The 24,959-nt window shown below is 47.2% G+C and carries 22 protein-coding genes; 17 read left to right on the top strand and 5 right to left on the bottom strand.

Going from position 1 to position 24,959, the window contains the following annotated elements; all coding sequences use genetic code 11:
• The first annotated feature begins 34 nt into the window (after positions 1–34).
• Positions 35–1,390 (top strand): GH1 family beta-glucosidase, encoded by a 1,356-nt coding sequence (locus tag WMO65_RS21020; RefSeq protein ID WP_148391840.1) that lies wholly within the window; start codon positions 35–37, stop codon positions 1,388–1,390.
• Positions 1,391–1,576: 186 nt separating this feature from the next.
• Positions 1,577–3,043 carry an alpha/beta hydrolase gene (locus WMO65_RS21015; RefSeq protein WP_148391841.1) on the top strand — a complete coding sequence of 489 codons (1,467 nt, stop codon included), beginning with the start codon at positions 1,577–1,579 and terminating at the stop codon, positions 3,041–3,043.
• 89 nt (positions 3,044–3,132) lie between these two features.
• Here the strand turns inward: WMO65_RS21015 and WMO65_RS21010 are convergent, their stop codons facing one another.
• Both WMO65_RS21010 and WMO65_RS21005 read right to left on the bottom strand, forming a co-directional pair.
• Complete coding sequence (locus tag WMO65_RS21010) at positions 3,133–4,446, bottom strand: FtsX-like permease family protein (protein WP_148391842.1); 1,314 nt, start codon at positions 4,444–4,446, stop codon at positions 3,133–3,135.
• Positions 4,436–5,203, bottom strand: coding sequence for an ABC transporter ATP-binding protein (locus tag WMO65_RS21005; RefSeq protein WP_103731154.1), 768 nt, complete (start codon positions 5,201–5,203; stop codon positions 4,436–4,438). The genes WMO65_RS21010 and WMO65_RS21005 overlap by 11 nt, the downstream gene beginning before the upstream one ends.
• 198 nt (positions 5,204–5,401) lie before the next feature.
• Here WMO65_RS21005 and WMO65_RS21000 point away from each other — a divergent pair, with 198 nt between their 5' ends.
• The 9 genes from WMO65_RS21000 to rplA all read left to right on the top strand — a co-directional run bounded on the left by WMO65_RS21000 (position 5,402) and on the right by rplA (position 11,204).
• Positions 5,402–6,559, top strand: coding sequence for a radical SAM/SPASM domain-containing protein (locus WMO65_RS21000; protein ID WP_148391843.1), 1,158 nt, complete (start codon positions 5,402–5,404; stop codon positions 6,557–6,559).
• The gene (locus tag WMO65_RS20995) at positions 6,549–7,163 is read left to right on the top strand and encodes a TetR/AcrR family transcriptional regulator (protein WP_033139660.1); all 615 of its coding nucleotides are present in this window, start codon (positions 6,549–6,551) and stop codon (positions 7,161–7,163) included. The genes WMO65_RS21000 and WMO65_RS20995 overlap by 11 nt, the downstream gene beginning before the upstream one ends.
• Positions 7,164–7,342: 179 nt before the next feature.
• Positions 7,343–8,491: a zinc metalloprotease gene (locus WMO65_RS20990; protein ID WP_148391844.1), complete on the top strand. Its 1,149-nt coding sequence runs from the start codon at positions 7,343–7,345 to the stop codon at positions 8,489–8,491.
• A gap of 3 nt (positions 8,492–8,494) precedes the next feature.
• Entirely contained in the window at positions 8,495–8,824 is a 330-nt protein-coding gene (locus WMO65_RS20985) for a DUF1622 domain-containing protein (RefSeq protein WP_033139662.1), read from the top strand.
• Between the two features lie 193 nt (positions 8,825–9,017).
• Positions 9,018–9,167: a 50S ribosomal protein L33 gene (gene rpmG / locus WMO65_RS20980; RefSeq protein WP_018597038.1), complete on the top strand. Its 150-nt coding sequence runs from the start codon at positions 9,018–9,020 to the stop codon at positions 9,165–9,167.
• A gap of 21 nt (positions 9,168–9,188) precedes the next feature.
• Positions 9,189–9,392 carry a preprotein translocase subunit SecE gene (gene secE, locus WMO65_RS20975; RefSeq protein ID WP_033139663.1) on the top strand — a complete coding sequence of 68 codons (204 nt, stop codon included), beginning with the start codon at positions 9,189–9,191 and terminating at the stop codon, positions 9,390–9,392.
• A gap of 15 nt (positions 9,393–9,407) precedes the next feature.
• Positions 9,408–9,923, top strand: a complete 516-nt coding sequence (gene nusG / locus WMO65_RS20970) for a transcription termination/antitermination protein NusG (protein ID WP_033139664.1) — start codon at positions 9,408–9,410, stop codon at positions 9,921–9,923.
• An 80-nt stretch (positions 9,924–10,003) separates the two neighbouring features.
• Entirely contained in the window at positions 10,004–10,429 is a 426-nt protein-coding gene (gene rplK / locus WMO65_RS20965; protein WP_033139665.1) for a 50S ribosomal protein L11, read from the top strand.
• A gap of 79 nt (positions 10,430–10,508) precedes the next feature.
• Complete coding sequence (gene rplA, locus WMO65_RS20960; RefSeq protein ID WP_033139666.1) at positions 10,509–11,204, top strand: 50S ribosomal protein L1; 696 nt, start codon at positions 10,509–10,511, stop codon at positions 11,202–11,204.
• 53 nt (positions 11,205–11,257) lie between these two features.
• Here the strand turns inward: rplA and WMO65_RS20955 are convergent, their stop codons facing one another.
• A complete protein-coding gene (locus tag WMO65_RS20955; protein WP_130179617.1) occupies positions 11,258–12,316 on the bottom strand; it encodes a LacI family DNA-binding transcriptional regulator in 1,059 nt (352 codons plus the stop codon).
• Between the two features lie 415 nt (positions 12,317–12,731).
• Here WMO65_RS20955 and WMO65_RS20950 point away from each other — a divergent pair, with 415 nt between their 5' ends.
• Genes WMO65_RS20950 through yicI form a run of 6 tightly spaced genes read left to right on the top strand, consistent with a single transcriptional unit; the run spans position 12,732 to position 21,010 of the window.
• Positions 12,732–14,000: an ABC transporter substrate-binding protein gene (locus WMO65_RS20950; protein WP_187370539.1), complete on the top strand. Its 1,269-nt coding sequence runs from the start codon at positions 12,732–12,734 to the stop codon at positions 13,998–14,000.
• Positions 14,001–14,012: 12 nt separating this feature from the next.
• The gene (locus WMO65_RS20945; RefSeq protein WP_225305200.1) at positions 14,013–14,906 is read left to right on the top strand and encodes a carbohydrate ABC transporter permease; all 894 of its coding nucleotides are present in this window, start codon (positions 14,013–14,015) and stop codon (positions 14,904–14,906) included.
• On the top strand, positions 14,893–15,786 hold the full coding sequence (locus tag WMO65_RS20940; RefSeq protein ID WP_118593919.1) for a carbohydrate ABC transporter permease: 894 nt from the start codon (positions 14,893–14,895) through the stop codon (positions 15,784–15,786). The genes WMO65_RS20945 and WMO65_RS20940 overlap by 14 nt, the downstream gene beginning before the upstream one ends.
• A 14-nt stretch (positions 15,787–15,800) precedes the next feature.
• On the top strand, positions 15,801–17,606 hold the full coding sequence (locus WMO65_RS20935) for a sulfatase (RefSeq protein ID WP_148391846.1): 1,806 nt from the start codon (positions 15,801–15,803) through the stop codon (positions 17,604–17,606).
• Between the two features lie 24 nt (positions 17,607–17,630).
• Positions 17,631–18,746: an anaerobic sulfatase maturase gene (locus WMO65_RS20930; RefSeq protein WP_148391847.1), complete on the top strand. Its 1,116-nt coding sequence runs from the start codon at positions 17,631–17,633 to the stop codon at positions 18,744–18,746.
• 11 nt (positions 18,747–18,757) lie between these two features.
• On the top strand, positions 18,758–21,010 hold the full coding sequence (gene yicI / locus WMO65_RS20925) for an alpha-xylosidase (RefSeq protein WP_148391848.1): 2,253 nt from the start codon (positions 18,758–18,760) through the stop codon (positions 21,008–21,010).
• Positions 21,011–21,051: 41 nt separating this feature from the next.
• Here yicI and WMO65_RS20920 read toward each other — a convergent pair whose 3' ends face one another.
• Positions 21,052–22,695, bottom strand: a complete 1,644-nt coding sequence (locus tag WMO65_RS20920; protein ID WP_158587280.1) for a GHKL domain-containing protein — start codon at positions 22,693–22,695, stop codon at positions 21,052–21,054.
• A 248-nt stretch (positions 22,696–22,943) separates the two neighbouring features.
• The gene (locus WMO65_RS20915) at positions 22,944–24,953 is read right to left on the bottom strand and encodes a hypothetical protein (RefSeq protein WP_148391849.1); all 2,010 of its coding nucleotides are present in this window, start codon (positions 24,951–24,953) and stop codon (positions 22,944–22,946) included.
• Positions 24,954–24,959: the final 6 nt, after the last annotated feature.

Here is a 24,959-nt window from a genome sequence, read left to right as displayed (position 1 = left end):
GAAGTATATAACAGCATATACAGGAGGATATTTTATGGGATTTCCAGAGAGTTTTTTATGGGGTACAGCAACCGCTTCTTACCAGATAGAGGGCGGTGCATTTGAAGACGGCAGGGGGTACACGGTATGGGATGATTTCTGCAGGACTCCGGGCAAAGTCTTCTCCATGCATAACGGAGATGTGGCCTGTGACCATTATCACCGCTACAAGGAGGACGTAAAGATGATGGCGGATATGGGAATCCAGGCATACCGTTTTTCGATTGCATGGTCCAGGATCCTGCCGGAGGGAAGAGGAGAGGTTAATCAGAGCGGGATAGACTTCTACAACGCATTGATCGATGAGCTTTTAAAGTACAATATTAAACCCTGCCTGACACTGTTTCACTGGGATCTGCCCTTTGCTCTGCACCGGATGGGCGGCTGGCAGAACCCGGAAATCGTCAATTGGTTTGCAGAGTATGCGGCAGTGGCGGCCAGGGCATTCGGTGACAGGGTCAAATTCTTCATGACCTTCAATGAACCGCAGTGTTTTGTCGGATTGGGGCACGTGAGCGGAGAACACGCTCCCGGCAACATTATGTCCCGCCGCAGTGTACTGGAAATGGCCCACCATGTGATGATGGCACATGGCAAGGCGGTACAGGCCATCAGAAGCTTGGTACCGGATGCGCAGATCGGATATGCGCCTACCTCCAATCCGGTGATCCCTGCGTCGGACACCCTGGAGGATATTGAGGCTGCACGGAGAGCTTATTTCGCGGTGGAGGATAAACCGGATTATATGTGGTCCGTGAGCTGGTGGAGTGACCCGGTCATGCTGGGCAGATATCCGGAGGATGGGCTGAAACTTTTTGAGAAGGATATGCCGGAATTTAAACCGGAGGACCTGGAACTGATGCATCAGCCGCTGGATTTCTACGGACAGAATATTTACAATGGATACAGGGTAAAAAGTGATAAAAAGGGCGGATGGGAGACTGTGGAGCGCCCTGTAGGCTACCCCAGGACAGGCAATGGATGGCCTGTGGTTCCGGAGTCTCTTTACTGGGGCCCGCGGTTTTTGTATGAGCGCTACCGGAAGCCTATCGTCATCACAGAAAACGGATGCTGCTGTGCGGATGTGGTGTCCCTGGACGGTAAGGTCCATGATCCGGGCCGGATTGATTTTTACCATAGATATCTGCGGGAACTTGGGCGCGCCATAGAGGATGGAGTGAGGGTGGATGCTTATTTTGCCTGGTCCGTGATTGATAACTTTGAGTGGGCAAAGGGATATTCCGACAGGTTTGGTATGGTTTACGTGGATTTTGAGACACAGGAACGTATATTAAAGGATTCTGCAAACTGGTATGCAGAAGTAATCAGGAATAACGGTGCAAATCTGTAGGGAGAACTGCCAATAATTTAGTGAACAGAGGGTACAGAAAATGTGAGCCTCTGCCGGCACGGATTACAGCAGCTTACGTTATTCTCTGTTTTCTGTACCTTGTGTTAAGGCAGTTGTGATTTTGGGACCGTGTGATATAGTGAAGCCAACAAAGAAAATAACAGACAGTGGTAAGGAGGTTTCGCTATGAAAAAGAAAATGATCATAACCATTCTGGGTATTGCTCTTATGGCGGCGCTTGCAGGCTGTTCCGGCAAGGGCAATGAGAAAGACAAAGGCACAGAGGAAAAGGAAGAGAATACACAGAAGGAAGACAGTACTGCAGAAAAAGAGGACGGAGCATCCGGCGGGAACAGTTCCGGGGATGAGAAAGAAGGGGCTGCAGAGAGTCAGGATAAAGCAGATGCCCGGACGGATGATCAGAAGCTTTTGGAGACTGCCGAGGCATTTGTGAAGGATTTAATTGCAGGCAGTGAAGAGAATATCAAGGGCAATTATGAATACACGGATCAGATGAAAGCTGCTGTGGATAGTGGTCAGATTCTTTCTGCTTTTCAGAGTACCCTGGATGCAGTGGGCGAACTGAAAGAGGTTCAGCCTGCATGGGAGTCGGAACCGCAGGCCGGTTATAATACAATTCAGGTTCCCTGCGATTTTACCGTACAGCCGCTGAATATGGTAATATCCGTGCTGGACGGCAGGATAGGAGGCGTCCATACAGGTGCGTATCAGGAACAGAAAGAAGCGGTATCCATACCGGAAAATGTGACGGAGACAGATATAGATCTGAGTATAGCGGGAGGACGCACGCTGCCCGGAACATTTGCGGTACCTAAAAATCTGAAAGAATATCCCGCTGTGGTATTCGTACACGGCTCAGGCAGCGGCGACAGGAATGAGGCGCTTGGGCAGATCAAGCCATTTCAGGATTTGGCATGGGGACTTGCCGAGAGAGGAATCGCCTCATACCGTTATGATAAGATTTCTTATGTGTATGGAAAGGAATTAGCAGAGGATAATGATTTTACCGTATACGATGAGACGGTAAATGACGCTGCAGCGGCAGTTAAGATGCTGCGTGAACAGGAAGGCGTTTCAAAGGTATATGTGGTTGGCCACAGCCAGGGCGCCCAGATGATGGGGGCAATCGCAAAGGAAGGCCAGCCGGACGGCTGTATCATGATGGCCGGACCGGCAAGAGGGTTTGCGGATACCCTGGAAAGGCAGTATAAGTTTCTTCAAAGCCTGAACTCTGAGCCGACCGAGCAGGAGAAGGCAGCTTTTGAACAGGGGCTTGCAGCAGTGGAACAGATGAGGAATATAGATTCTCTGCCCGAGGATGAGAGGATCATGGGCCAGACCCAGACTTATATGAAGAGTCTCCTGGACTATGATGCCGTAAAGGAAGCGGCAGACATAACCGTTCCTGTGCTTGTCCTGCAGGGTGAGGAAGACTATCAGGTGACCATGGATGATTTTCAGATATGGAAAGAAAATTATGAGGGCAGTGCTAACTGGAAGTTTGTGTCCTTCCCGGGACTTACCCATCTATTTACAGAAGGCAGATATGACGACGGCCCTGCCAGCTATCAGGGAACAAAACATGTCCCCGATGATGTGACAGAGACCATCGCTGCATTTATCAATCAATAAAACAGTATCCCGGAGCTTTGCCGGGCATGGATACGGAGCAGCCTGTTCCGTATTCCTGCCGGCGAACCCCGGGATTTCTAATGTTGTTCCTAAGAAATATTCTTTATATTTGTATGGTAAACCAGATAAAAATACAGGAGATAAAGCAGGGTAAAGCAGATCAGAAACCCCACAGCCCCCTGAAGCACCAGATGCGGTGTCCTCAAAGCGAGGGTTAATTTATGGTCAGACAGCAGAACGGCAGGCAGCATCAGAATGGCCCAGGGAATGAGCGGGATGGAAAATTTCAGACAGATCTGCAGGGCCATAAGTCTTGTCACCTGGAGCCGGTTTTTTCCCAGATACTGCAGAACCTGCAGCCCATGAGCCTCTTTGCGGATGCTTACGATCTGCTGCACAGACAGAACGGAAAAATAGATGACAATAAAAGCAGAGCACATGCAGATCTGAAGAAATCCCATCCATCTCTGTGAGACCGCATCCATAACTGCATCCTTGGCCTGCAGCATGACCCATCCGCATAGAAAAGAGGAAAAGGAGAAAAGCAGACAGGTGCAGAGGACACTGTTTATAAGGATATCGGATCTGCTGTCTGAAAGCAGCAGGGCTGCGGTGTAAAGCCGGTTTTTGTGGTACAAGTGTTCATTTTTCTGCTGTCGGTATTTATTGCCGTTTATATAGGACGCCTTATAAAAAGAAAAGACGAAAAACAGCATAACCGGAGCGATGCAGGAAACGAACGCCATACCTTCATTTCCCGGAAGAAAGGCAATGGCAGACACGAGAGAGCAGAAAAGAAGAAAGCTGATAAGCGAAGCTGCCGGCCATATTCTGCTGAAACGGGTGACAGCGGCCTGCCGGTTCTTCTTTTGAACGGTCATAAGCTGGATGATCTCCAGACGGCTGATAATCCTCCGGCAGTTCAGGAGGGACAGAACCTGTATGGCCATAAAGTAAAGACCGGTCTGTGCAGCAGCCTGCAAAATCAGGATAAGGTTTATCTGTGATCTGTCAAGGAAACGGGAAAAGGGGAGGGAAAGCCCATAGTATAACAGTATTCCCACAGCAAGTCCCAATATAAAACAGAGCAGTCCGAGAAACAAAAATTCTGTAAAGTACATCCAGGACAATCTGTTTTTTTCCATTCCCATCAGAGCATAGGCAGCAAACTCCCGTGCTCTCTGGTTCAGAATAAAGCGATTCATGTAATTCAGCAGAAGAAGGATAATGACTGTTATGATGAGCGGCAGAGAACTCGTCTCAAAGCCTGCCTCCATTTTTCCCGCAGCGGCAGTGAGGTTGGACAACATCATGACCCCGATCAAAATAGTAAGCGTAGTCATATAGATCAGATAATCATGGCCGGAACGCCTGGCGTTTCGGAGAGCAAGTCTAAGATACATATCCGGAATCCCCCATTACTTTTGCAGTGGTATTTAATATTTCCATAAAATAACCCCATTGGTCCTGTTTTTGGTGCGCCAGGGAATGGACAATCTTCCCATCCTTCATAAACAGAATCGTCTTGCAGTAGCTGGCTGAGAAGGCGTCATGGGTGACCATAAGGATTGTGGCGCCAAACTCCCTGTTAAGCATCACAAGGGTCTCCATCAGGTTCCTGGCAGAGTGGGAATCCAGGGCACCGGTAGGCTCATCAGCCAGTATGAGCCGGGGACTGGCAGCGACTGCCCTTGCACAGGCGCATCTCTGCCGCTGTCCGCCGGATACCTGGCAGGGGAACTTGTCCAGGATATCTTCTATTTCCAGTCTGGCTGCAGTCTCCAATGTGATTTTGGTGATCTCTGCTCGGGGAAGTTCTTTTATTGTGAGGGCAAGCGCTATATTTTCCCGCAGGGTCAGAGTGTCCAGCAGGTTATAATCCTGGAAAATGAATCCCAGATGCTCTCTGCGGAACTGTGCCATTTGGTTTGGGTGTATCTGGGAGAGGTCTGTACCGTCAAGTATGATCCGGCCGGAGGTGGTCCGGTCAATGGTGGAGATAAGGTTCAGCAGTGTGGATTTTCCGGAGCCGGAGGCCCCCATAACCCCTATAAAACTTCCCTCAGGTACAGAAAAACTGACATCGTCCACGGCCAGGGTTTTCAGGCCGTCGGCGGAGTATTCTTTTTTTACATGGTTTAATTCCAGTATATTTTTCAAAGAGGTTTCCTCATTTCATATGCGTGCGGATGCGGGTGTCATTTACTGTGATTCTTATATTTTAACATTCATTTCCAAAGAAGTCATGATTTATTTTGCTTGACAAGCTAGTGAATACTAGCTACAATGAGATAAAGAGCTAGTGATTGCTAGCCTGAGGGGCAGAGAGTCTATGCAGAGAAAGGGAGAGGGAAGTGTATGGAAAAATTACAGTTGGAACAATATCTTAACCGCGGGGTGGAAAATATTATCAGAGGCATGAAGAAAGCGTCTCTTACAAATCCGAGATCCGCCGTATTTCTGGTGAAATATGCACAGGCTGCCAGACAGGCGGCGGGGAAACGAAGGAAGGCTGAAAAAAATGGGGAGCATATCCCGCCGTTTCTGATTGCCAGCATCACCAGCCGGTGCAACCTCCGCTGTAAAGGCTGTTATGCATGGGCCAATCGTTCCTGCGGCAGCGGGGCTGAGCATAATGGGATGCGCGCTGAACAGTGGGATGATATTTTTGCGCAGGCAGAGGATATGGGGGTGGGCTTCATACTGCTGGCAGGCGGGGAGCCTTTGATGAGGCCGGATGTGCTGAAAGCAGCAGGAATGCGAAAAAATATCTTGTTCCCTGTTTTCACCAATGGTACTATGATTATTAATAATACTCTGCCGGACAGCGGGAAAAGCGGGCCGGACCCGGAGGGAGATGCCTGCCTGCAGCTATTTGCGGATAACAGGAATCTTCTGCCGGTTCTCAGCATTGAGGGGGACAGAGAGAAGACGAATGCCAGAAGAGGCGCCGGGATCTATGACTGTCTGCTGCAGACCATGGAGGCGCTAAAGGCGCGGGATATCTTATATGGAGTGTCTGTTACGGTGACAAAAGAAAATATGGAGGAAGTAACTGCAGATACTTTCTCTGAAAAACTTTCCCTATTGGGCTGCAGAGCTGTGATTTATGTGGAATATGTACCTGTGGACAGAGATACGGCAGGTCTTGCACCGGATGATGAGGATCGGGTATATATGGCAGACAGGCTGGATGCGCTGCGGGAGACGCAGAGGGATATGCTTCTGATTTCTTTTCCGGGAGATGAGAGGGCATCCGGAGGGTGTCTTGCCGCGGGGCGGGGATTTTTCCATATCAATGCCCGGGGCGGGGCGGAACCGTGTCCCTTCTTCCCCTATTCGGACACCAGTCTGCAGGATGTAAGCCTTAAGGAAGCCATGCGTTCTCCGTTGTTTCGCAGACTGCGGGAGGATGGAAACCTCACCGGTATACATACAGGGGGCTGTGCATTGTTTGAACAGGAAGAGACTGTGAAAAAATATCTGGAAGGGATACAACAAAGTTATGTCAACTAAAGAGCGGATTGTGGAGGAGGCCCTGACACTTTTTTCAAGCAGGGGGTATCAGGGGACCAGTGTAAAAAATATCGCGGATGCGGTGGGAATCAAAGATAGTTCCCTGTATAAGCATTTTAAAAGCAAAAAGGAGATTTTTGAGACCATTGTGGAGGAGATGGCCAGAAGAATGGAGGCCATGAGCCACACGTTTGGCCTTCCGGATGATACCACTGTGGAGGCGGCAGCATTTGCCTACGGCGTCATAAGCGTGGAGGAGTTGGTGGAGCTGAGCAGGAAGGTCTTTCTGTTTTACCTGCAGGACCCTTTTGCGGGCAGATTCCGCAGAATGCTCACCATAGAGCAGTACAGGGACAGGGAGATTGCGGCAGTGTACAGGAAGATTTATATGGAGGACAGTATCCGTTATCAGACGGTTTTGTTTGAGGAAATGATACGTCAGGGAGTCTTTCGAGAGGCGGATGCCAGGGCCATGGCAATTAATTTTTATGCCCCCATATTTTTTCTGCTGAATAAATATGACAGTCCGGAATGCAGTGTGGAGGACGGACTTGAGGAACTGGAGCGGCAGGTAAGAGAATTTGCCCGCATTTACCACAAATAAAAGAAATGTGGAGTGGTTCGGCTGCCCTGCAGTCCGATATTTTAGCCGTAGCACCTGAAGTTGTGGGCGGGATACAGGGTAAGATGATATGTAACTGTAGAAATTAAGAGACAGCAGATTGATCAACAGCCGGGCGTATTTGCCGTACAGGCTGTTTTTGGAGGATGAATGAGCAGATTATGGGCAGAATAAAAAAGAAAAGACAGAGACTGTGGCCGCAGATGATCGTGGGAGCCGTGATCGGTGGAGCGTGCGGGTACTTTGGCATGATGTTTGTGGAGAGAATGCATGGAGGAAAGGTCAGGATTGCGGAAATTCTGGCAGGTCTTGCGTGGATAATCCTGTGCCTTTATGCGGCAGCATTTCTGCAGACGATCGTACATGAAGGGGGACATCTGGTCTGCGGGCTTCTGAGCGGATATAAGTTTTCTTCCTTCCGTGTGGGAAAAGTGATTCTGGTTAAGAAAAGAGACGGAATTAAGCGGGGCAGGTATTCCCTTATGGGCACAGGGGGACAGTGCCTTCTGGCACCGCCTGACTTGGTGAATGGAAGTATGCCGTATCTGCTGTACAATCTGGGCGGAAGCCTTTTTAATCTGCTGTCTGCTGCCATATCCTTAATGATCTGTTTTGCAGCAGACGGACACGGGTATCTGCAGATCCTGTTTATGGCATTTGCTGTTGTCGGTGTCTTTCTTGCACTGATGAATGCAGTGCCCATGCGGCTTGGCGGGATAAACAATGATGGATACAATGCGCTCCATCTGGGGAAGGATAAAGAGGCAGTGCGCTGTCTGTGGCTGCAGCTAAAGATAAATGAACAGTTTACATTGGGAGTACGCTTGAAGGATATGCCACAGGAGTGGTTTGAACCTGTACCGGAAGCGCTGTGGGATAATGCCCTGTGTGTGGCAACTGGTGTATTTGCCGCCGGCCGGAATATTGACAGGCAGGACTTCCCCGCAGCCCTGAAAATAGGGGAAAGGCTGCTGGAGCATGCATCCGGTCTTATAGGAATCCAGAGGTCCATGCTGGAGGCGGAGATGATATTCTGCAGACTTATGCTGGATGGCCCCGGAGAAGAACTGAGCAGAGAGTATGAGAAGACCGGGATTCAGGAGTTTTTGAAGCGTTCCTTCTCAATGCCGTCCGTGCTGCGTATCCAATACGCCTATGATCTGATCCAGAATCAGGACAGGGAAGCGGCACAGAAATGGAAGCGGCTGTTTGAGAAAGTGGAAAAAAACTATCCCTTTGACGGCGATATTGCCAGTGAGAGGGAGTTGATGGCATATGTAGATGGTTTACATAATGACGAGAGAGGGTAGTCTATGCTGTTTTTAGAAGAGGTGCTGGGTATAATCGTGGACCTGGCGATTCTGTTATTTGAATATATCGGCGTGGGAGTTATTATATTTGCAGGGATCAGAGGGATAATCCACTATGTCAAGCGGGACCCGGGTACAAAGCTGCTTCTTGCAAAAGGACTTGCCATGGGGCTGGAGTTCAAGCTGGGAAGTGAGATCCTGCGCACGGTGGTGGTGAGGGAGCTGTCCGAGATTTATATTGTGGCGGGGATCATTGTGCTGAGGGCAATCCTGACGATTTTGATCCATTGGGAGATCAAGAATGATGAAGGCGAAAAAATGGCCGGGGGTTGAGATAACAAAAGAAAAATAAATTGACAAAGACCTATTTCTATGCTAAACTGGACAAGCGACAGTGGAAGTAGGTCTTTTTTTTGTGCCTAATTTTCAGGCAGAAAATAGGATCTTGTCGCAGGAAACCGAAACGTTGCATGCGGCAGAGACGTGAATCTGCCGGAGATAAAAGACACATGGAGGTGGAGAAGTCGTGCGCGTAAAAATAACATTGGCATGTACTGAATGTAAACAGCGTAATTACAACATGACAAAGGAAAAAAAGAACCATCCGGAACGTATGGAGACAAAAAAATACTGTAAGTTCTGCAAGGCTCACACTATGCACAAAGAAACCAAATAATTTGGCTTGAGAGGTGAAGCTATGGATGCAGAAAAGAAGGTAAAAGCTCCTAAAAAGAACTGGACCAAAGGACTTCAGGCTGAATTCAAGAAGATTATCTGGCCTGACAGGCCGACGCTGGTAAAGCAGACAGTTGCGGTTGTGGTGATCACTGCCATTCTGGGAGTGCTCATTGCCGTGATTGACAGCGGAGCCCTGCAGATTCTGAATCTATTAATCAAATAAGGACAAGGTGATTTTATGTCAGAAACAAATTGGTATGTTGTGCATACCTATTCAGGGTATGAGAACAAGGTAAAAGCCAACATTGACAAGACAATTGAAAACAGACACCTGGAAGATCAGATTTTGGAAGTCCGTGTTCCCATGGAGGACGTTGAGGAAATGAAAAACGGCCAGAAAAAACTGGTGCAGAAGAAGATGTTTCCGGGCTATGTCCTTATTAACATGGTGATGAATGATGATACCTGGTATGTTGTCAGAAATACACGAGGTGTCACAGGATTCGTTGGTCCGGGGTCAAAACCGGTTCCTTTGACAGAGGAAGAGATGGATCGTCTGGGTATCCAGAACGTAACGCTCCAGATCGACTTTGAAGAGGGTGACAGTGTTGTTGTTACAGGCGGTGTTTGGAAAGATACTGTGGGCGTTGTCCAGAGCATCAATGAAGCAAAACAGATTGTAACAATAAATGTTGAGCTGTTTGGCCGCGAAACGCCAGTTGAAATCAGTTTCGCAGAAGTTAAGAAAATGTAACGAAGATGAAAGGGCCATACGTCACATGGCTCGTGGGAGGGAAATCCCCGACATTACCACATAATTAGGAGGTGCCGAAAATGGCAAAGAAAGTAACAGGCTATATTAAATTACAGATTCCTGCTGGAAAGGCAACACCAGCACCACCGGTTGGACCTGCTCTGGGTCAGCACGGTGTAAACATTGTACAGTTTACAAAGGAATTCAATGCGAGAACAGCAGACAAGGGTGATCTGATCATCCCGGTTGTTATCACAGTATATGCGGACAGAAGTTTCAGCTTTATAACCAAAACTCCGCCGGCAGCAGTTCTGTTAAAGAAAGCCTGCAACCTGAAATCCGGTTCAGGTGTACCGAACAAAACTAAAGTTGCTACAATTTCCAAAGCGAAAGTTCAGGAAATTGCAGAGATGAAAATGCCGGACTTAAATGCAGGTTCCTTAGAAGCAGCAATGAGCATGATCGCAGGTACTGCAAGAAGTATGGGAATCACTGTAGAGGAATAAGGCCAGGCCTTGCCTTTTGAACTATTGAAACGAACGTGGGAGGGACATTCCCGCAATTACCACTAGGAGGTTATTTAATATGAAACGCGGAAAGAAATATGTAGAGGCTGCAAAAGCAGTTGATCGCGCAAACTTATATGATACAGAAGAAGCTATCGCTTTAGTTAAAAAAACAGCAGTAGCTAAATTTGACGAAACAATCGAAGCTCATATCAGAACAGGTTGTGACGGACGTCATGCAGACCAGCAGATTCGTGGTGCGGTTGTACTGCCGCACGGAACCGGTAAAACTGTTCGTGTATTAGTATTTGCAAAGAATGCCAAAGCTGACGAGGCTCAGGCTGCAGGTGCAGACTATGTTGGAGCAGAGGAACTGATTCCGAAGATCCAGAACGAAGGATGGTTAGATTTCGACGTTGTTGTTGCTACACCGGACATGATGGGTGTTGTTGGACGTCTGGGTCGTGTACTCGGACCGAAAGGCTTAATGCCAAACCCGAAAGCCGGAACCGTAACAATGGACGTAACAAAAGCTGTTCAGGATATCAAAGCTGGTAAGATTGAATATCGTCTTGATAAAACAAATATCATTCACGTGCCAATCGGAAAAGCTTCTTTCACAGAGGAGCAGTTAGCGGACAACTTCCAGACGCTCATGGGAGCTATCACAAAGGCTAAGCCAAGCACACTGAAAGGTCAGTACCTGAAGAGTGTAACACTCGCTTCCACAATGGGACCGAGCGTTAAGCTTAACCCGGTTAAGTTAGCTCAGTAATAGATGAAATGAAACAGGCCGCCGCATTGAGAAATCAATGCGGCGGCCTGTTTTTATTGACCCTGGGTCTTTATCGACGGGGAAAAGCTCTCCCTGTACAGGAAAGAGTAGGGAACATCATGTTCGATCTCAAGTCCCTTCTTTTCTATTTTGTTGACCAGCAGTTCCACTGCCCGGTATCCCATTTCATAGGAATGTACATAGGTAGTGGTCAGTTTTGGAGAGAATTCTTCTCCTCCCCGTGAGTAGTGGCTGGTTGCCACCACAGCCACGTCTTCAGGGATGCGCAGCCCCATGGCTTTTATAATACTATAGGCTTGGCTGCAGGTGGGGAATTGATCCAGATAGATTGCCTCCACAGGGTTTTTCTGAGTCAGTAGTTCTTCCAGCGCATACTGGAAGCTTTTGGGATTGTAATAATCATACATGATAAAGCGGCACTGCTCCTGAGTAAGCCCCTTCTTAAGCCGGAAATCCTCCACGATCTGCCGGCTGATCTCCACCATCTGCAGTTCCTGTGCCTGCATGTAGCTGGTGAACAGCGCTGTGTTGCGGTAGCCCTTCTGATAACAGATTTCCAGGAAATCCTGTTTGTATATTTCATGTCCGCCGTAGACATTGTTGCCGTTCCTGTCAAAGGGGAGCTGCACTCCGGTGTAAATGGTTGGGAAGTCAGCTGCGATGAGTTCTGCCATGAAGTGCTGATAACTGTTTCCCACTGATGCAAAGATAAAGCCATCAACCCTCCGGCGTTTTATGATCTGGCTGGTAGAGGCTGACGGAACAAAAGAGCGGTTGTCCAGCAGAAGGTCGTATTTCAGGTGATTGGCTGCAATCGTGGCGCCGCTCAGAAACTGAATGGTAAAGTCATCATTTGGCTGCTGTATGCTCCAGAACGGCAGAACCAGTCCGATGGTATGTGTCTGGTTGGAGGCCAGGCTCTGCGCGCTGGCGCTGGGGGTATAGCCTAATTCCTCCATGGCCTTGATAACCCTGGACTCCGTCTCTGCCGAATAACGGCCCTTTTTATTAATTATCCTGGAAATGGTAGCGATAGACAGATTCGTTGCCTGTGCTATATCATATATCGTTATGTTCTTTTGAGATTCCATATTTTTATCCTTTTCCTTTTGATACCCCGCCCGCGGCACGGGCAGTTAAATCTTGTTAGTATTACTTTAAATGAGAAAGCCTTATTTGTCAATAAAATTGTGTAAACGGTTACGCAAAAGAATCAAAACATTATTAACAAAAAACAATATCTGTATTTGTGCATAAATTATAAAAAAATAAAATATAAAAAGAATATATTGACTAATTGTCTAAATTGATGTATGGTAACACCATGAGAAAGCGCTTAACCTAAAGCGAAGACAGTGTTCTTTACAACGATTCGTGGATAAAAGGAAGGAATTGCCACATGAAACAGGGGAAATCTTGTGAAGTTGCTGCCATATATAAAAATATTAATAAAATTTAAATGAGAAAGCGCTTAACCAAATAATGGTAAATGGAGAGGAAAAAAGTATGAAGAAAAAAAGTTTGATCGCATTGGGAATGGCTGCCATGATGCTGTGTACCGGATGTCAGGGGGGTTCTGACAAAGCAAAAACCGAAGGTGGGAAAGAGACAGAAAAAACAGTCATGAATATCTGGATCGCAGGCAGTGGTGATGCCGATGCAGACAAGGCATACAAAACAGTTCTGGATGCATACTGTGAGGAGAACGCAGATGTGGACTATCAGCTCACTTACATACCATGGAGCGATTACTTTACAAAGCTGAATACAGGCCTTGCAGGTGCCAGCGGTCCTGATATTTTTATGCTGGGATACGGACAGATTGGTTCTGTACAGAGAGCGGGAAACCTTCTGAACCTGAGTGAATATCTTCCGGAGGACTGGGACGGATACGACGATTTTTATGAAAATATCTTGGAGATCTGTCAGCGCGACGGTGATTACTATGCTTTATTCAAACCGTCCAACAGAACCGTTTTCTACAGAAAAGATATCGCTGAGCAGAACGGTGTTACAGAGGAGGAGCTTAATATTAAGAGTCCCGAAGATTTTGAAAAACTGGTTGAAAAGATGACAGTCAGGGATGACAGCGGCAATGTTGTGACCTATGGTTTGGAGATTGACCCGGATGAAGTACAGGAGCTCTTTACCTATATGGGAATGTTTACAGATGAACCGGCGCTGTGGGATGATGATTATCTGGCAGTTTATGACCAGGATGCGGGCATACAGGCAATGGAGTATATGAACAAACTTTATGAGTCGGGAAATGTATGCTTCCAGGACGCCGCGGCAGGTACGACAGGTGTGGCATCAGGTGTGGCAGCCATGGCGATTGATGCTAACCAGGGATATGTGACAGACGACAGTGCTTTCCCGGGACAGATAGGCTGTATAAAGAATGAAATGCCTACACTGCTGATCGGAGATTATCTGGCAGCAAATGCGAACTCCAAAAACCCCGATGTGGCGGCAGACATGCTCCTTCATATGTTCTCAAAGGAATCTCTGAAACAGTTTGCTGAGATTGCAGGCCACTATTCAGGAAGAAAGTCCTTAAATGAGGATTATATTAAGATTAATCCGGACTATGAGAATATTGTATATTCATATGATAAATCATTTTCTTACGGAAAACCCATGCATCCCAATTTCGGTGAGGCGCAGTCTAATATAGGCCCAGCAATGGAATCCGTGTTTAACGGTACAGATGCGGCGGCAACTTTGAAGGACAGTGCAGCGCAGTGGAACGCAGTTGTGGAGGCCGGTAAATAGGAGGCTATGATTATGAAGAGGATTGGAAAGAAGAGGGGAAAGCTGGAACAGCAGAATGCGGCGTATCTGCTGATCGCTCCCAGTTATCTCATATACCTGTTTTTTGTTCTGATTCCAGTTATCTGGACCATTGCCATGTCTTTTACAGACTATAACCTAAGCAAAGCCCATTTTGTAGGAATCAGCAATTATATTCAGCTTACAAAAGACCCTATTTTTATAAAAAGTGTTGGAAATACCCTGTTTTACTGTTTGCTTGCGATTGTCCCGGCTATGCTGCTGGGACTTGCGCTGGCAATGTTCCTGAACCAGAAATTAAAAGGAAAAGGATTTCTGCGGACGCTTTTCTATCTGCCCAATATCTTTTCCATGGTAGCGGTATCCATGGCCTGGCTGTATCTGTACGATACCACCTCAGGTATTCTCAATAAGGTACTGAAAGACCTTGGAATGCAGGCTGTGCCGTGGATCAGCAGTGCTTCCATGGCAATGATCTCCATAGCCATTATGAGTATATGGAGCACCACCGGATACAACATGATCCTGTTCCTGTCCGGACTGCAGGGCATACCGGATTACCTGTATGAAGCAGCCAGCATTGACGGGGCCACTGCATGGGAAAAGTTTATTCATGTGACAATTCCCATGTTAAAGCCCACGACCTTTTTTGTGTTCGTCATGGCGTGCATCAACTCTTTCCAGGTCTTTGGACAGGTGTTGATCGTGACAAACGGAGGCCCTATGAACTCCACAACGACAATTGCACATCAGATATACAGAAACGGTTTTGAATACTATAAAATGGGTTATGCCTCCGCGCAGGCTGTGGTGCTTATGGTGATAATCTTTGCGATCACTCTGATTAATATGAGATTTGGTGGAGGTGACGAGAATGACCTTGGCTGATATGGGAAAAAAGAAAAAGGAAAATCTGGTGAAAGGAATCAGCTATGCTGTTTTGATTATTTGGGTTCTCATCACGCTGGTGCCTATTATTTTTACAGTGCTGACAGCATTTAAGACAGATCCTGAGATTTCCATGGCAAGCTTCAAATGGCTTCCCGAGAGTTTCGGCAATATTGAAAGCTTCCGGCAGGCATTTGCCATGGGGGACTGGTTCCAGTATTTCAAGAACAGCCTGTTCATAACCGCGGTTACTGTGGTGGGAAGTCTGATCTTTAACTCAATGGCAGGGTATGCGTTTGCAAGGCTGAAGTTTAAGGGCAGGGAATTCTTGTTTATGAGTGTTCTGCTGGGAATGATGGTCTCTCCCCAGTCCATTATCATACCTCAGTATGTCATGATGCGCTCCGCTCCGCTTTTCGGAGGCAATAACATTCTGGGTCAGGGCGGGACAGGTCTTCTTGATACTTATGGTTCCCTGATCGTGCCGTTTTTGGCGGGGGCATTCGGTATTTTTCTGTGCAGACAGTTTTACTCTACATTCCCCACATCTCTGGACGATGCGGCCAGGATAGACGGATGCGGTGTGATAAAGACATATTTTGTTATTTACCTGCCTCTTTCCAAGACTATACTGGCAACACTGACGATCCTGAAGTCTGTTGCCACATGGAATGATTTTTTCTATCCGCTTATTATGACCCAGTCTGAGAAGATGAAGACTGTGCAGCTTGGACTGCAGATGTTCCGGGGCAGTTCCATGACCCATTACAACTACCTGATGGCAGCTACCATTATCACAGTAATACCTATGGTGATCGTATATGCCTGCGCGCAGAAATACTTTGTGCAGGGAATCGTATCATCCGGAATGAAGAACTGAGAGGAGACTGAATTATGAAAGCAATTATGGTGATGTACGATTCTCTGAACCGTCATTTCCTTCCCAATTACGGCAATGAACTGACGAAGATGCCCAATTTTCGTCGCCTTGGGGAAAAGTGTGTGACATTTGACAATTCCTATGTGGGCAGCCTGCCGTGTATGCCGGCCAGACGGGAACTGCATACAGGCAGACTGAATTTTCTTCACAGAGGATGGTGTCCTCTGGAACCCTTTGATGATTCTATGCCGGAGATACTGAAGAAGAACGGTATCTATACCCACCTGGTATCAGACCATCAGCACTACTGGGAGGATGGCGGTGCTACTTACCACACGCGCTATAATTCCTGGGAGTGCTCAAGAGGCCAGGAGGGAGATCCATGGAAAGCTGACTTGAAAGTGCGGGCAGAGGATCACCCGGGGTCTTTCGGGCCGTTTCCAAGAGATCCCATTGGAAATAATATGAGGCGTCAGGACTGTGCAAACCGCAGACATATAAAAGAAGAAAAGGATTTCCCGCAGGCGAAGACCTTCTCAAACGGCCTTGCATTTATCAGGGAGAATCAGGATTGTGACAACTGGTTTCTGCAGATTGAAACCTTTGACCCGCATGAACCTTTCTTCTCACCCGAAGAGTATCAGGAACTTTACAGGATGGAGGGGGAGGAGCTGTGTCCTCTTGACTGGCCACCCTACGGTCCTGTCACAGAAAGTAAAGAGGTGGTATCCGGTGTACGCAATAAATATCGGGCGCTTCTGAGTATGTGTGACCATTATCTGGGCCTGGTCCTTGATCTGATGGATGAATATGAGATGTGGGATGACACCATGCTGATCGTGAATACAGACCATGGGTTTATGTTGGGCGAACATCTTTGGTGGGCAAAGGGGGTTATGCCTCTATACAATGAGATGGCCAGGACGCCTCTTTTCATATGGGACCCAAGAAGCGGTGTGAAAGGAGAACGCAGGCAGTCTCTTGTGCAGAATATTGATCTGGCCCCAACACTTCTGGATTATTTCCAAACCGATATTCCAAAGGATATGCAGGGCTCTGCATTAAGAGATGTGATCAAAACGGATAAACCTGTAAGGAAATACGGAATATTCGGCCTCTTTGGGTCAATGATCAACATCACTGACGGCAGGTATATTTACATGAGGGGGCCGGCAAAAAAGGAAAATCAGCCGTTGGCGGAATACACACTTATGCCCACTGTCATGCGTTCCAGAATGGCACCGGAGAAACTGCAGGGTATGAAGCTGAGACAGCCATTCTCCTTTACAAAAGGCTGTCCGGTTCTGGAGATTCCGTCCTCTGAGGAATGGGGAGCGGTGGCATCCTGCTTCCGGTACGGAGACCTTTTGTTTGATCTGGAAAATGATCCCGAACAGAAGCATCCTCTGGATGACCCGGATAAAGAGGCGGAGCTGATAAATGCGATGATACGGCTTATGAAGGAGAATGATGCACCGAAGGAACAGTTTTGCCGCATGGGATTTCCGGTTGAGGAGTGTGTCACCGCAGAGATGGTCCTTGAGATGAGAAAAGAGAAGGAAACCTACGACCCCGTGAGCGGTCTGGAGGAGTATCAGTGGGAAGAACCTGCAAAATGGCAGTTCTCAGCTTTGAAAAATGTAGCCTCACCTTATATGAAGGAAGAGGAACTGGTAAAACAGTTCAAAGAATTCTGCAGTGCAGGGGGTATCCGCTCCATTGACAGAAATGTGATAGAACGTTTTATAGATACTGTAATCCCTGAAACAGACAGGGAGAGCGTCCGGTTCACTATGGAGATGGCGTACCGTTTAAATTAAGAGTGAATGCGAGGGAAAAGAAAAGTGCCTGCGTTAAATGTGATGATAAAGCCTGCGTCAGGTTTGTGTAACATGAGATGTACCTACTGCTTCTATACGGATGAAATAAATCACAGGGAGAAAGGGAATCTGGGGCTCATGTCCCCGGAGACCCTGGAAAATGTGATCAGAAAATCACTGGAATTCGCGGAAGGGCAATGTACCTTTGCCTTTCAGGGCGGAGAACCGACGCTTGCCGGTCGTGGATTTTTTGAAAATGTGATAAGGCTTGAGAAAAAATATAACAGGCATTCTTTGGTGATTCAGAACGCGCTGCAGACCAACGGATATGTTCTGGATGAATCCTGGTGCCGTTTCCTCCATGAAAACCATTTTCTTGTAGGGCTTTCCATAGACGGAATCCGATGCACACATGATTCCTGCAGAAGGAATAAAGACGGAAACGGTACATTTTCAAAAGTATTTGAGGCAGCGCAGATGCTGAAGGCATATCATGTGGAGTTTAATGTCCTGACTGTAGTCAACAAAAAAACAGCGCCCAGAATCTCCAGGATTTATGAGCAGTACAGGAAATGGGGCTTTTCTTACCAGCAGTATATCGCATGTTTGGACTCCCTGGAAAATGACGGACGAGGCGGTGAATATGGACTGGAACCTGAAGTGTACGGCAGGTTTCTGATAGATTTATTTGAGCTGTGGTATATGGATTACCGAAAGGGAAGACAACCGTATATACGTCAGTTTGAAAACTATATTGCTATATTAATGGGAAGCTATCCTGATGCATGTGAACAGAACGGCGTCTGTGGTCTGCAGAATGTGGTGGAGGCGGACGGCAGCGTATATCCCTGTGATTTTTATGTACTGGATGGATACGGCATTGGAAATCTCAATCAAAATTCCTTTGCGGAAATATACGAAAAAAGAGCAGTATCCGGGTTTGTGGAGAATTCCCGCAATCAAAATGCACGGTGTAAAAACTGCCGGTACTATTTTGTGTGCCGGGGCGGCTGCCGCAGAAATCGTGTGGAGGAACAGGGACAGGCTGTGAACTGCTTTTGCAAATCTTATCAGATGTTTTTTGACAGATGTTATGACAGACTGTGCAGAATCGCAGAGGAACTGTCATTCGGAAATTAAGGAGACGGAAAATGAAATTTACGGACGGATACTGGTGTGTAAAAAAAGGAATCACGCCGCTTTACGCGGCAGAATATTCCTCACATAAAGTAAAGAATGGGGAACTGGTCATCTATGCTCCGGGCAGACACATTGCTGACAGAGGTGACTGTCTGAATCAGGGGCTTCTCACCATTCGTCTGACAAGCCCTGCAGAGAATATCATAAAAGTTTCGGTTACTCACTTTGAGGGGACGGTCTCAAGAGGGCCATCTGCTGAAACTGTCCAGTGTGCTCCTCGTGTAGTGATAGAGGAAGATGAGAATATCATAAGTTTTCAAAGCGGCAGGACCAGGGCTGTTGTAGACAAAAGGCCGAAATCCTGGGGAATCCGTTTTCTGGACGGTGACAGGGAGCTGACGAATACAGGATTCAGAAATATGGCATACATGAAGAATGAAAACAACGGCAGAGTATATATGGTTGAACAGCTTGCCCTTGATGTAGATGAATATATTTACGGATTGGGAGAACGATTTACGCCGTTTGTAAAAAACGGGCAGAGTGTAGAGATGTGGAATGAGGACGGCGGAACAGCCAGTGAGATCACCTATAAGAATATCCCTTTTTATCTGTCGAATAAGGGGTATGGAGTACTTCTTGACGAGGAGGGGGATGCCTCGTATGAAATTGCAAGTGAAAAGGTGGAGAGAGTACAATTTTCCGTGGAAGGCGAGCGGCTTGCTTATTACATCGTGAACGGGCATACCCCCAAAGGAACGGTGGCACTGTACACGAAACTGACGGGAAGACCTGCACTTCCTCCGGCCTGGTCTTTTGGCCTCTGGCTTACCACCTCTTTTACAACAGATTATGATGAGGGGACAACCGGCAGTTTTATACAGGGAATGGCTGACAGGGATATTCCCCTTCATGTGTTCCATTTTGACTGTTACTGGATGGAGGCTTATGAATGGTGTAATTTCACCTGGGATCCGGCTGCATTTCCGGACCCGGAGGGTATGCTTAAGCGGTACCATGAGAGAGGGCTCAGAATATGTGTCTGGATCAACCCCTATATCGGCCAGAAATCCCCCCTGTTTGAGGAGGCTATGAAGGAGGGATATCTTCTGAAAAAGAAGAACGGTGATGTATGGCAGACGGATATGTGGCAGGCAGGTATGGGAATTGTGGATTTTACCAATCCGGACGCAGCGGCTTGGTATCAGGGCAAACTGAAGAAACTGCTGGACATGGGAGTGGATTGTTTTAAGACGGATTTTGGTGAGCGCATACCCGTCAGGGATATTGTATACCATGACGGCTCAGATCCCGTAAAAATGCATAATTATTATACTTATTTATATAACAGGGCAGTATTTGAGCTGCTGGTAAGGGAAAGAGGAGAGGGCGAGGCAGTTCTTTTTGCCCGTTCAGCTACAGTGGGAGGCCAGAAATTCCCTGTACACTGGGGCGGTGACTGTTCCGCGTCATATCCGTCCATGGCAGAGACCATCCGCAGCGGCCTTTCCCTTGCGTGTGCCGGTTTTGGATTCTGGAGCCACGATATAAGCGGATTTGAAAACACAGCTTCCGCTGATATATACAAGCGCTGGTGCCAGTTTGGACTCTTGAGCACACACAGCCGTCTGCACGGTTCCTCCTCATACCGGGTTCCCTGGGTGTTTGACCAGGAGGCGTGTGATGTGCTGCGCAGATTTGTTAAGTTAAAATGTGCGCTGATGCCCTACCTTTACAGTCAGGCGGTAAAAACCCATGAGGAAGGAATCCCTTTGATGAGGCCGATGTTCCTGGAATTTCCGGAGGACCGCTGCTGTGAAACACTGGATAAGCAGTATATGCTGGGCGACTCGCTTCTTGTTGCACCTGTGTTCAGGGAATCCGGGGAAGTTGAATATTATCTTCCGAAAGGGAATTGGATAAATATACTGACAGGGAAGACTCTGACAGGCGGCGGCTGGCAGAAAGAAAGCCATGATTACTTTACCCTTCCCCTTCTTGTACGTCCCGGCAGTATTATTCCGGCGGGTGGAAACTGTGACAGGCCGGATTACGACTATGCAGACGGTGTAAACCTGCTTCTGTACTTTCCGGATGAGGGAAGTAAGGCGGAGGCCTCTGTTACAGATGTTAGAGGATGTACAGTCATGGAAGTAAGAGCGGAGAGGACAGGCGCTGCCATTAAACTCAGAGTGGAAGGAAGAAATGAGAACTTTACCTGGGAAGTCCTTGGAGATGATGAACTGACGGTTATGGTTGAGTGACTGAAGCAGGCGGCCTGTGAAATAATGGCCGTCTGCTTTTTTTAAATGGGCAGTATGATGGAGACCTGAAAGACATGCCCCTCCCTGGCAAACTCCACAGTCCCCTGGTACTGCTGTACTACTTTCTTTACCGATTCTGTTCCGATTCCCGGTCCGTTATGTTTTGTTGAATAAAACTTTCCATTCGTTTCCTTTAGCGGATTAGAAAATGTATTTTCAAAACGTACAAGGAATCCGTTCTCCCCGTATTTTCCCCTTATTTTTATAAACGGATGTTCGCCCTGGTACTCCTGGCAGGATTCGTAGGCGTTTTCCAGAAGGTTGCCAAAGAGAATTGAGATATCAATATCCTCAATGGGAAGGTCCTGGGGCATTTCCAGGGTGACCAGAAAGGCAATGTGATTTTGGCTGCACATGTTTTTATAATACTGCAGCAGAGCATCGGCAATGGGATTTTTGCAGTAGGTTACCCTGTTTGCTGCTGCCTGGTTGATATCGCAGCCTGCCAGATAATGCATGGCCTGTTCCGCCTCGCCTTTTTCCAGAAACTGATACAGAGTGAGCATATGGTGGCGCATATCATGTCTCTGCCTGGCAGATTCCTCTATCTTTTCGGTCAGTTCACCGTAGTGTGCCTTCTGCACTGCCACCTGTGTTGACAGGCGCTTTCTTTCTTCTTCGTAAAAATGATTCAGCCTGTAAGCGTCTGCGAGCTGTGACCACAGGAAAAAGGCGCCGGCTGTGACGGCAGCCAGACTGCAGTATTCCGGAAAGAATCCTCCGTATTTTGGCTCATACAGAGGGAAAATGCGGTCAGCCCAGAGGGAGACGCATACGATTCCGGTCAGGGCAGGGACAAAGAAAGAGAAATTCTCCCCACAGACTGCGGCATACACTACATTAGCTGCCAGATAGAGAGATACAAGAATCTTTACAGCAGTTACAGCATAGGGGAAAGCAGCATGTACGGCAGGCAATGCGCTTCCAAATGTGCCGTATAGAAAGGCTGTTGCGCTGAACAGCAGCAGAAACACAGAGAAAATCCGATATCCCCTTGCCTGGCAGTTTAAAAAAGTATTCTGCAGATAAACATATAAAAAATATATGGCATATGTAGTGAACAGCTCCAGCCCGTACCACACAGTATTGCCCGGGCTGAAAAATGTATAGAAGACCGGGTAGGAAATGTAAACGGTCACCAACAGAGCCATCAGAGAGAAAGTCCCTGCTCTCTTGTCCCGCAGTTTCAGGAAGAAATACGCAGAAAACAGGCACAGCAGAAAGACAAGAATTATAACTACGTTGTGCAGGAACAGCCGGGTATACTGATATCGCCATATATTCTTTTCCAGTCCGAAAATGGGAGGGTATGTCATACCACTGTAGTAGTGGCTGAAATTGGCAGCCTGAATCAGTATTTCAACAGAACCCCGGGCAGAAAAGGAGACGGATTGTATTCCTGTTTTTCTGTCTTTTGAATCCGGGTTTCCCATGGAAGTAAGCAATGTACCGTTGACATACAGCCGATAGGAGGAAAAGATTTCCGGCAGATACAGGGAGTATACCCTGCTTTTCTGAGGAAGCTCCACTGACATCCGGTATGTGGCTCTCCCGTATGGTGACCTGTCCCTGTCTCCCAGAGAAAAATCATTGTATTTTCCTATTGTGATAAATTCCATCGGCATATCAGGCAATCCCTGCTTAAAGTCCCGGGGTGTCAGGCTCGCGTCAGGATAAAACTGCCACTGATTTGTGAGATAAAAGATGTCTTTTTCCAGGGATTCCTCATCTGGACAGAGTATGCCGCTGATTGGCTGCAGACAACTGTCTGTATATTTATTGTCCTTTTCATAGAGAAAGAAAAGGAACAGAAAGAAACAAATGACACTGAGGGAAAAGGCTGAAATAGTACGTATTAGATTTTTGCGCAGCTTCATATTCTGTTTTTCACCTGCTTTCTTTTGGAATGCAGAAAATAAACGGATAGTATAACTATGGCGGATACCAGCAGTATGACGGCGGGAACTGCCTTTCTTTTTTTAGGACACTTTAATGAGGGATCGTCCTGATATTTTAACTCGTAGAAACCGGAGGTCTGTATTTCAAAAGATGCGTAACCGTTTACTTCCGTTATCTCAATATCGGTTTCTTTTCCCTCAAAAAACAGGGTATCAGGCATCTGACTGCTGCCGATCCGTACGGTAACCTTCATGTCGGTATGGGGAAATACTTCCCTGCTGTTTACCAGTATACGCAGTCGAAAGGACAGGTCATCCGATTTTTGGATGTCTACGGTAAGGATATCAGAGTCCTTCATATCTAATCCCTTTAAAAATGAGGAAGGGATTTTTACTGTTATATTTTGGGCTGAAAATGGAATGTAATCCCCGTATTCCTGATACAGATAGGACAATCTTGTCCCTGAGATCCCGGTTATGCCTTTTCCCGCTTTTTCTGAAGGGGAGTCAGAGCTTGTGTTTTGTTGGGTGCTCTTCGATTCGGCCATTCTGTCTGCAGGGGCCGTTTTGTCTTTGACCGGCTGTACTTTGCTGCCATTTGATGAGGAATCATCCGGTTCTGTTCCATCCTCACTGCCGCTGGTATCTGTCTGCCTGTCCGGAATGGGAATGTCCGTATCCGGCTGTGGAGGAGTGCCCGTATCCGGCTGTGGCTGAGGAGGAGTGTCTGTATCCGGCTGTGGCTGAGGAGTGCCGTCCGTATCCGGCTGTGACTGAGGGGGAATGTCCGTATCCGGCTGTGCCTGAGGGAGATTCTCTGTATCGGGTGGGTCAGGCACAGGCTGATTAATTTCAGGGGTATCCGGCCTCTCTGCAGAGTCGCCGCCGTCCCGGTTGCCTTCCATAGTAGAGAATACCTGATTCGTTCCGTTATCCAGAATGCATATAACATTGCTGTATTCCCCTTCTGCCTTAAAGAAAAAATAATAATATGTATTCAGATCAAGCTGGCTGCGTTTAAAAGAGATATAGCCCGGAGTTAACCTTATAAATTCGGGGGTGTCACAGAGTGAAAACTCACTGTAACGGACAGCGTTTTTATCAAGCGGTTTCTCGCTTTGGAGGCAGTAGACTTCCAGGTCATACCATACAGCCGGGGTTCTGGAAAGTTCGGCGGAAAAAAATTCAGGACTGATTATGGTAACATAAAAATTCCAGCTTTCTGCATCAGATACATATATAGTCTTGGTATAGCAGGCATTTTCGTCCGCGATATAAAACCTGTTTTCAAATTCCTCATTGATGGATAAGGTCAGACGGGCTTCGTAAGTTCCTTCATGGCTGATATCCACTGAACTGAAATCCCAGTTTATATCCAGAAGGGCAAACTGCGATAAATCAGATGTAGTGCCAATCCAATCACTGTAAAACGAAGAAGAGAGATCATCCATATAATTTTCGTTATCCTTATATACAATTTCCGGATGCAGTATCTCGGTGAGGTTGGATGATATGTTCAGATTGGTGATCTCCTTCTTTTCCTCTTCAGCCAGAACGTTGATGTAAAGCCGGACCGTGGGCGGCTGTAAGTCTTCCGCAAGCCGGAAACCACGGGGAATGATAACTTTCCCTGTTATTTCATACCTGCCGGGTGTGCTGCTTAGTGTAAAGTGGATATTATCATATTCTGTGTCTGTCTGTGCCTGTCCTTCTATAGACCAGTCTGCCTGCAGATAATATACAGTATCCGGAGAAGCAGAGAATGGATTTTTTGTACAGGCATTTACTTTGAGATTTGAGAGTTCTTCCGCTATGTAGGACATATCTTCGCCTGCATAGCAGGAATATTCCATGAAGCAGTCATAATCGTCCTGAGGGTCAAAAGAATACAGTACAATATCAGCGGGTTCAGCCTGTACCGGGTTAATGGAAACGACGGTCAGAAACAAAATATATGCGAGAAGAGAGAAATATTTTTTTTTCATAGGTAT

The organism is Blautia caccae (assembly GCF_040095955.1).
Lineage (GTDB): Bacteria > Bacillota > Clostridia > Lachnospirales > Lachnospiraceae > Blautia > Blautia celeris.
This window is presented reverse-complemented; position numbering and strand designations above follow the sequence as displayed.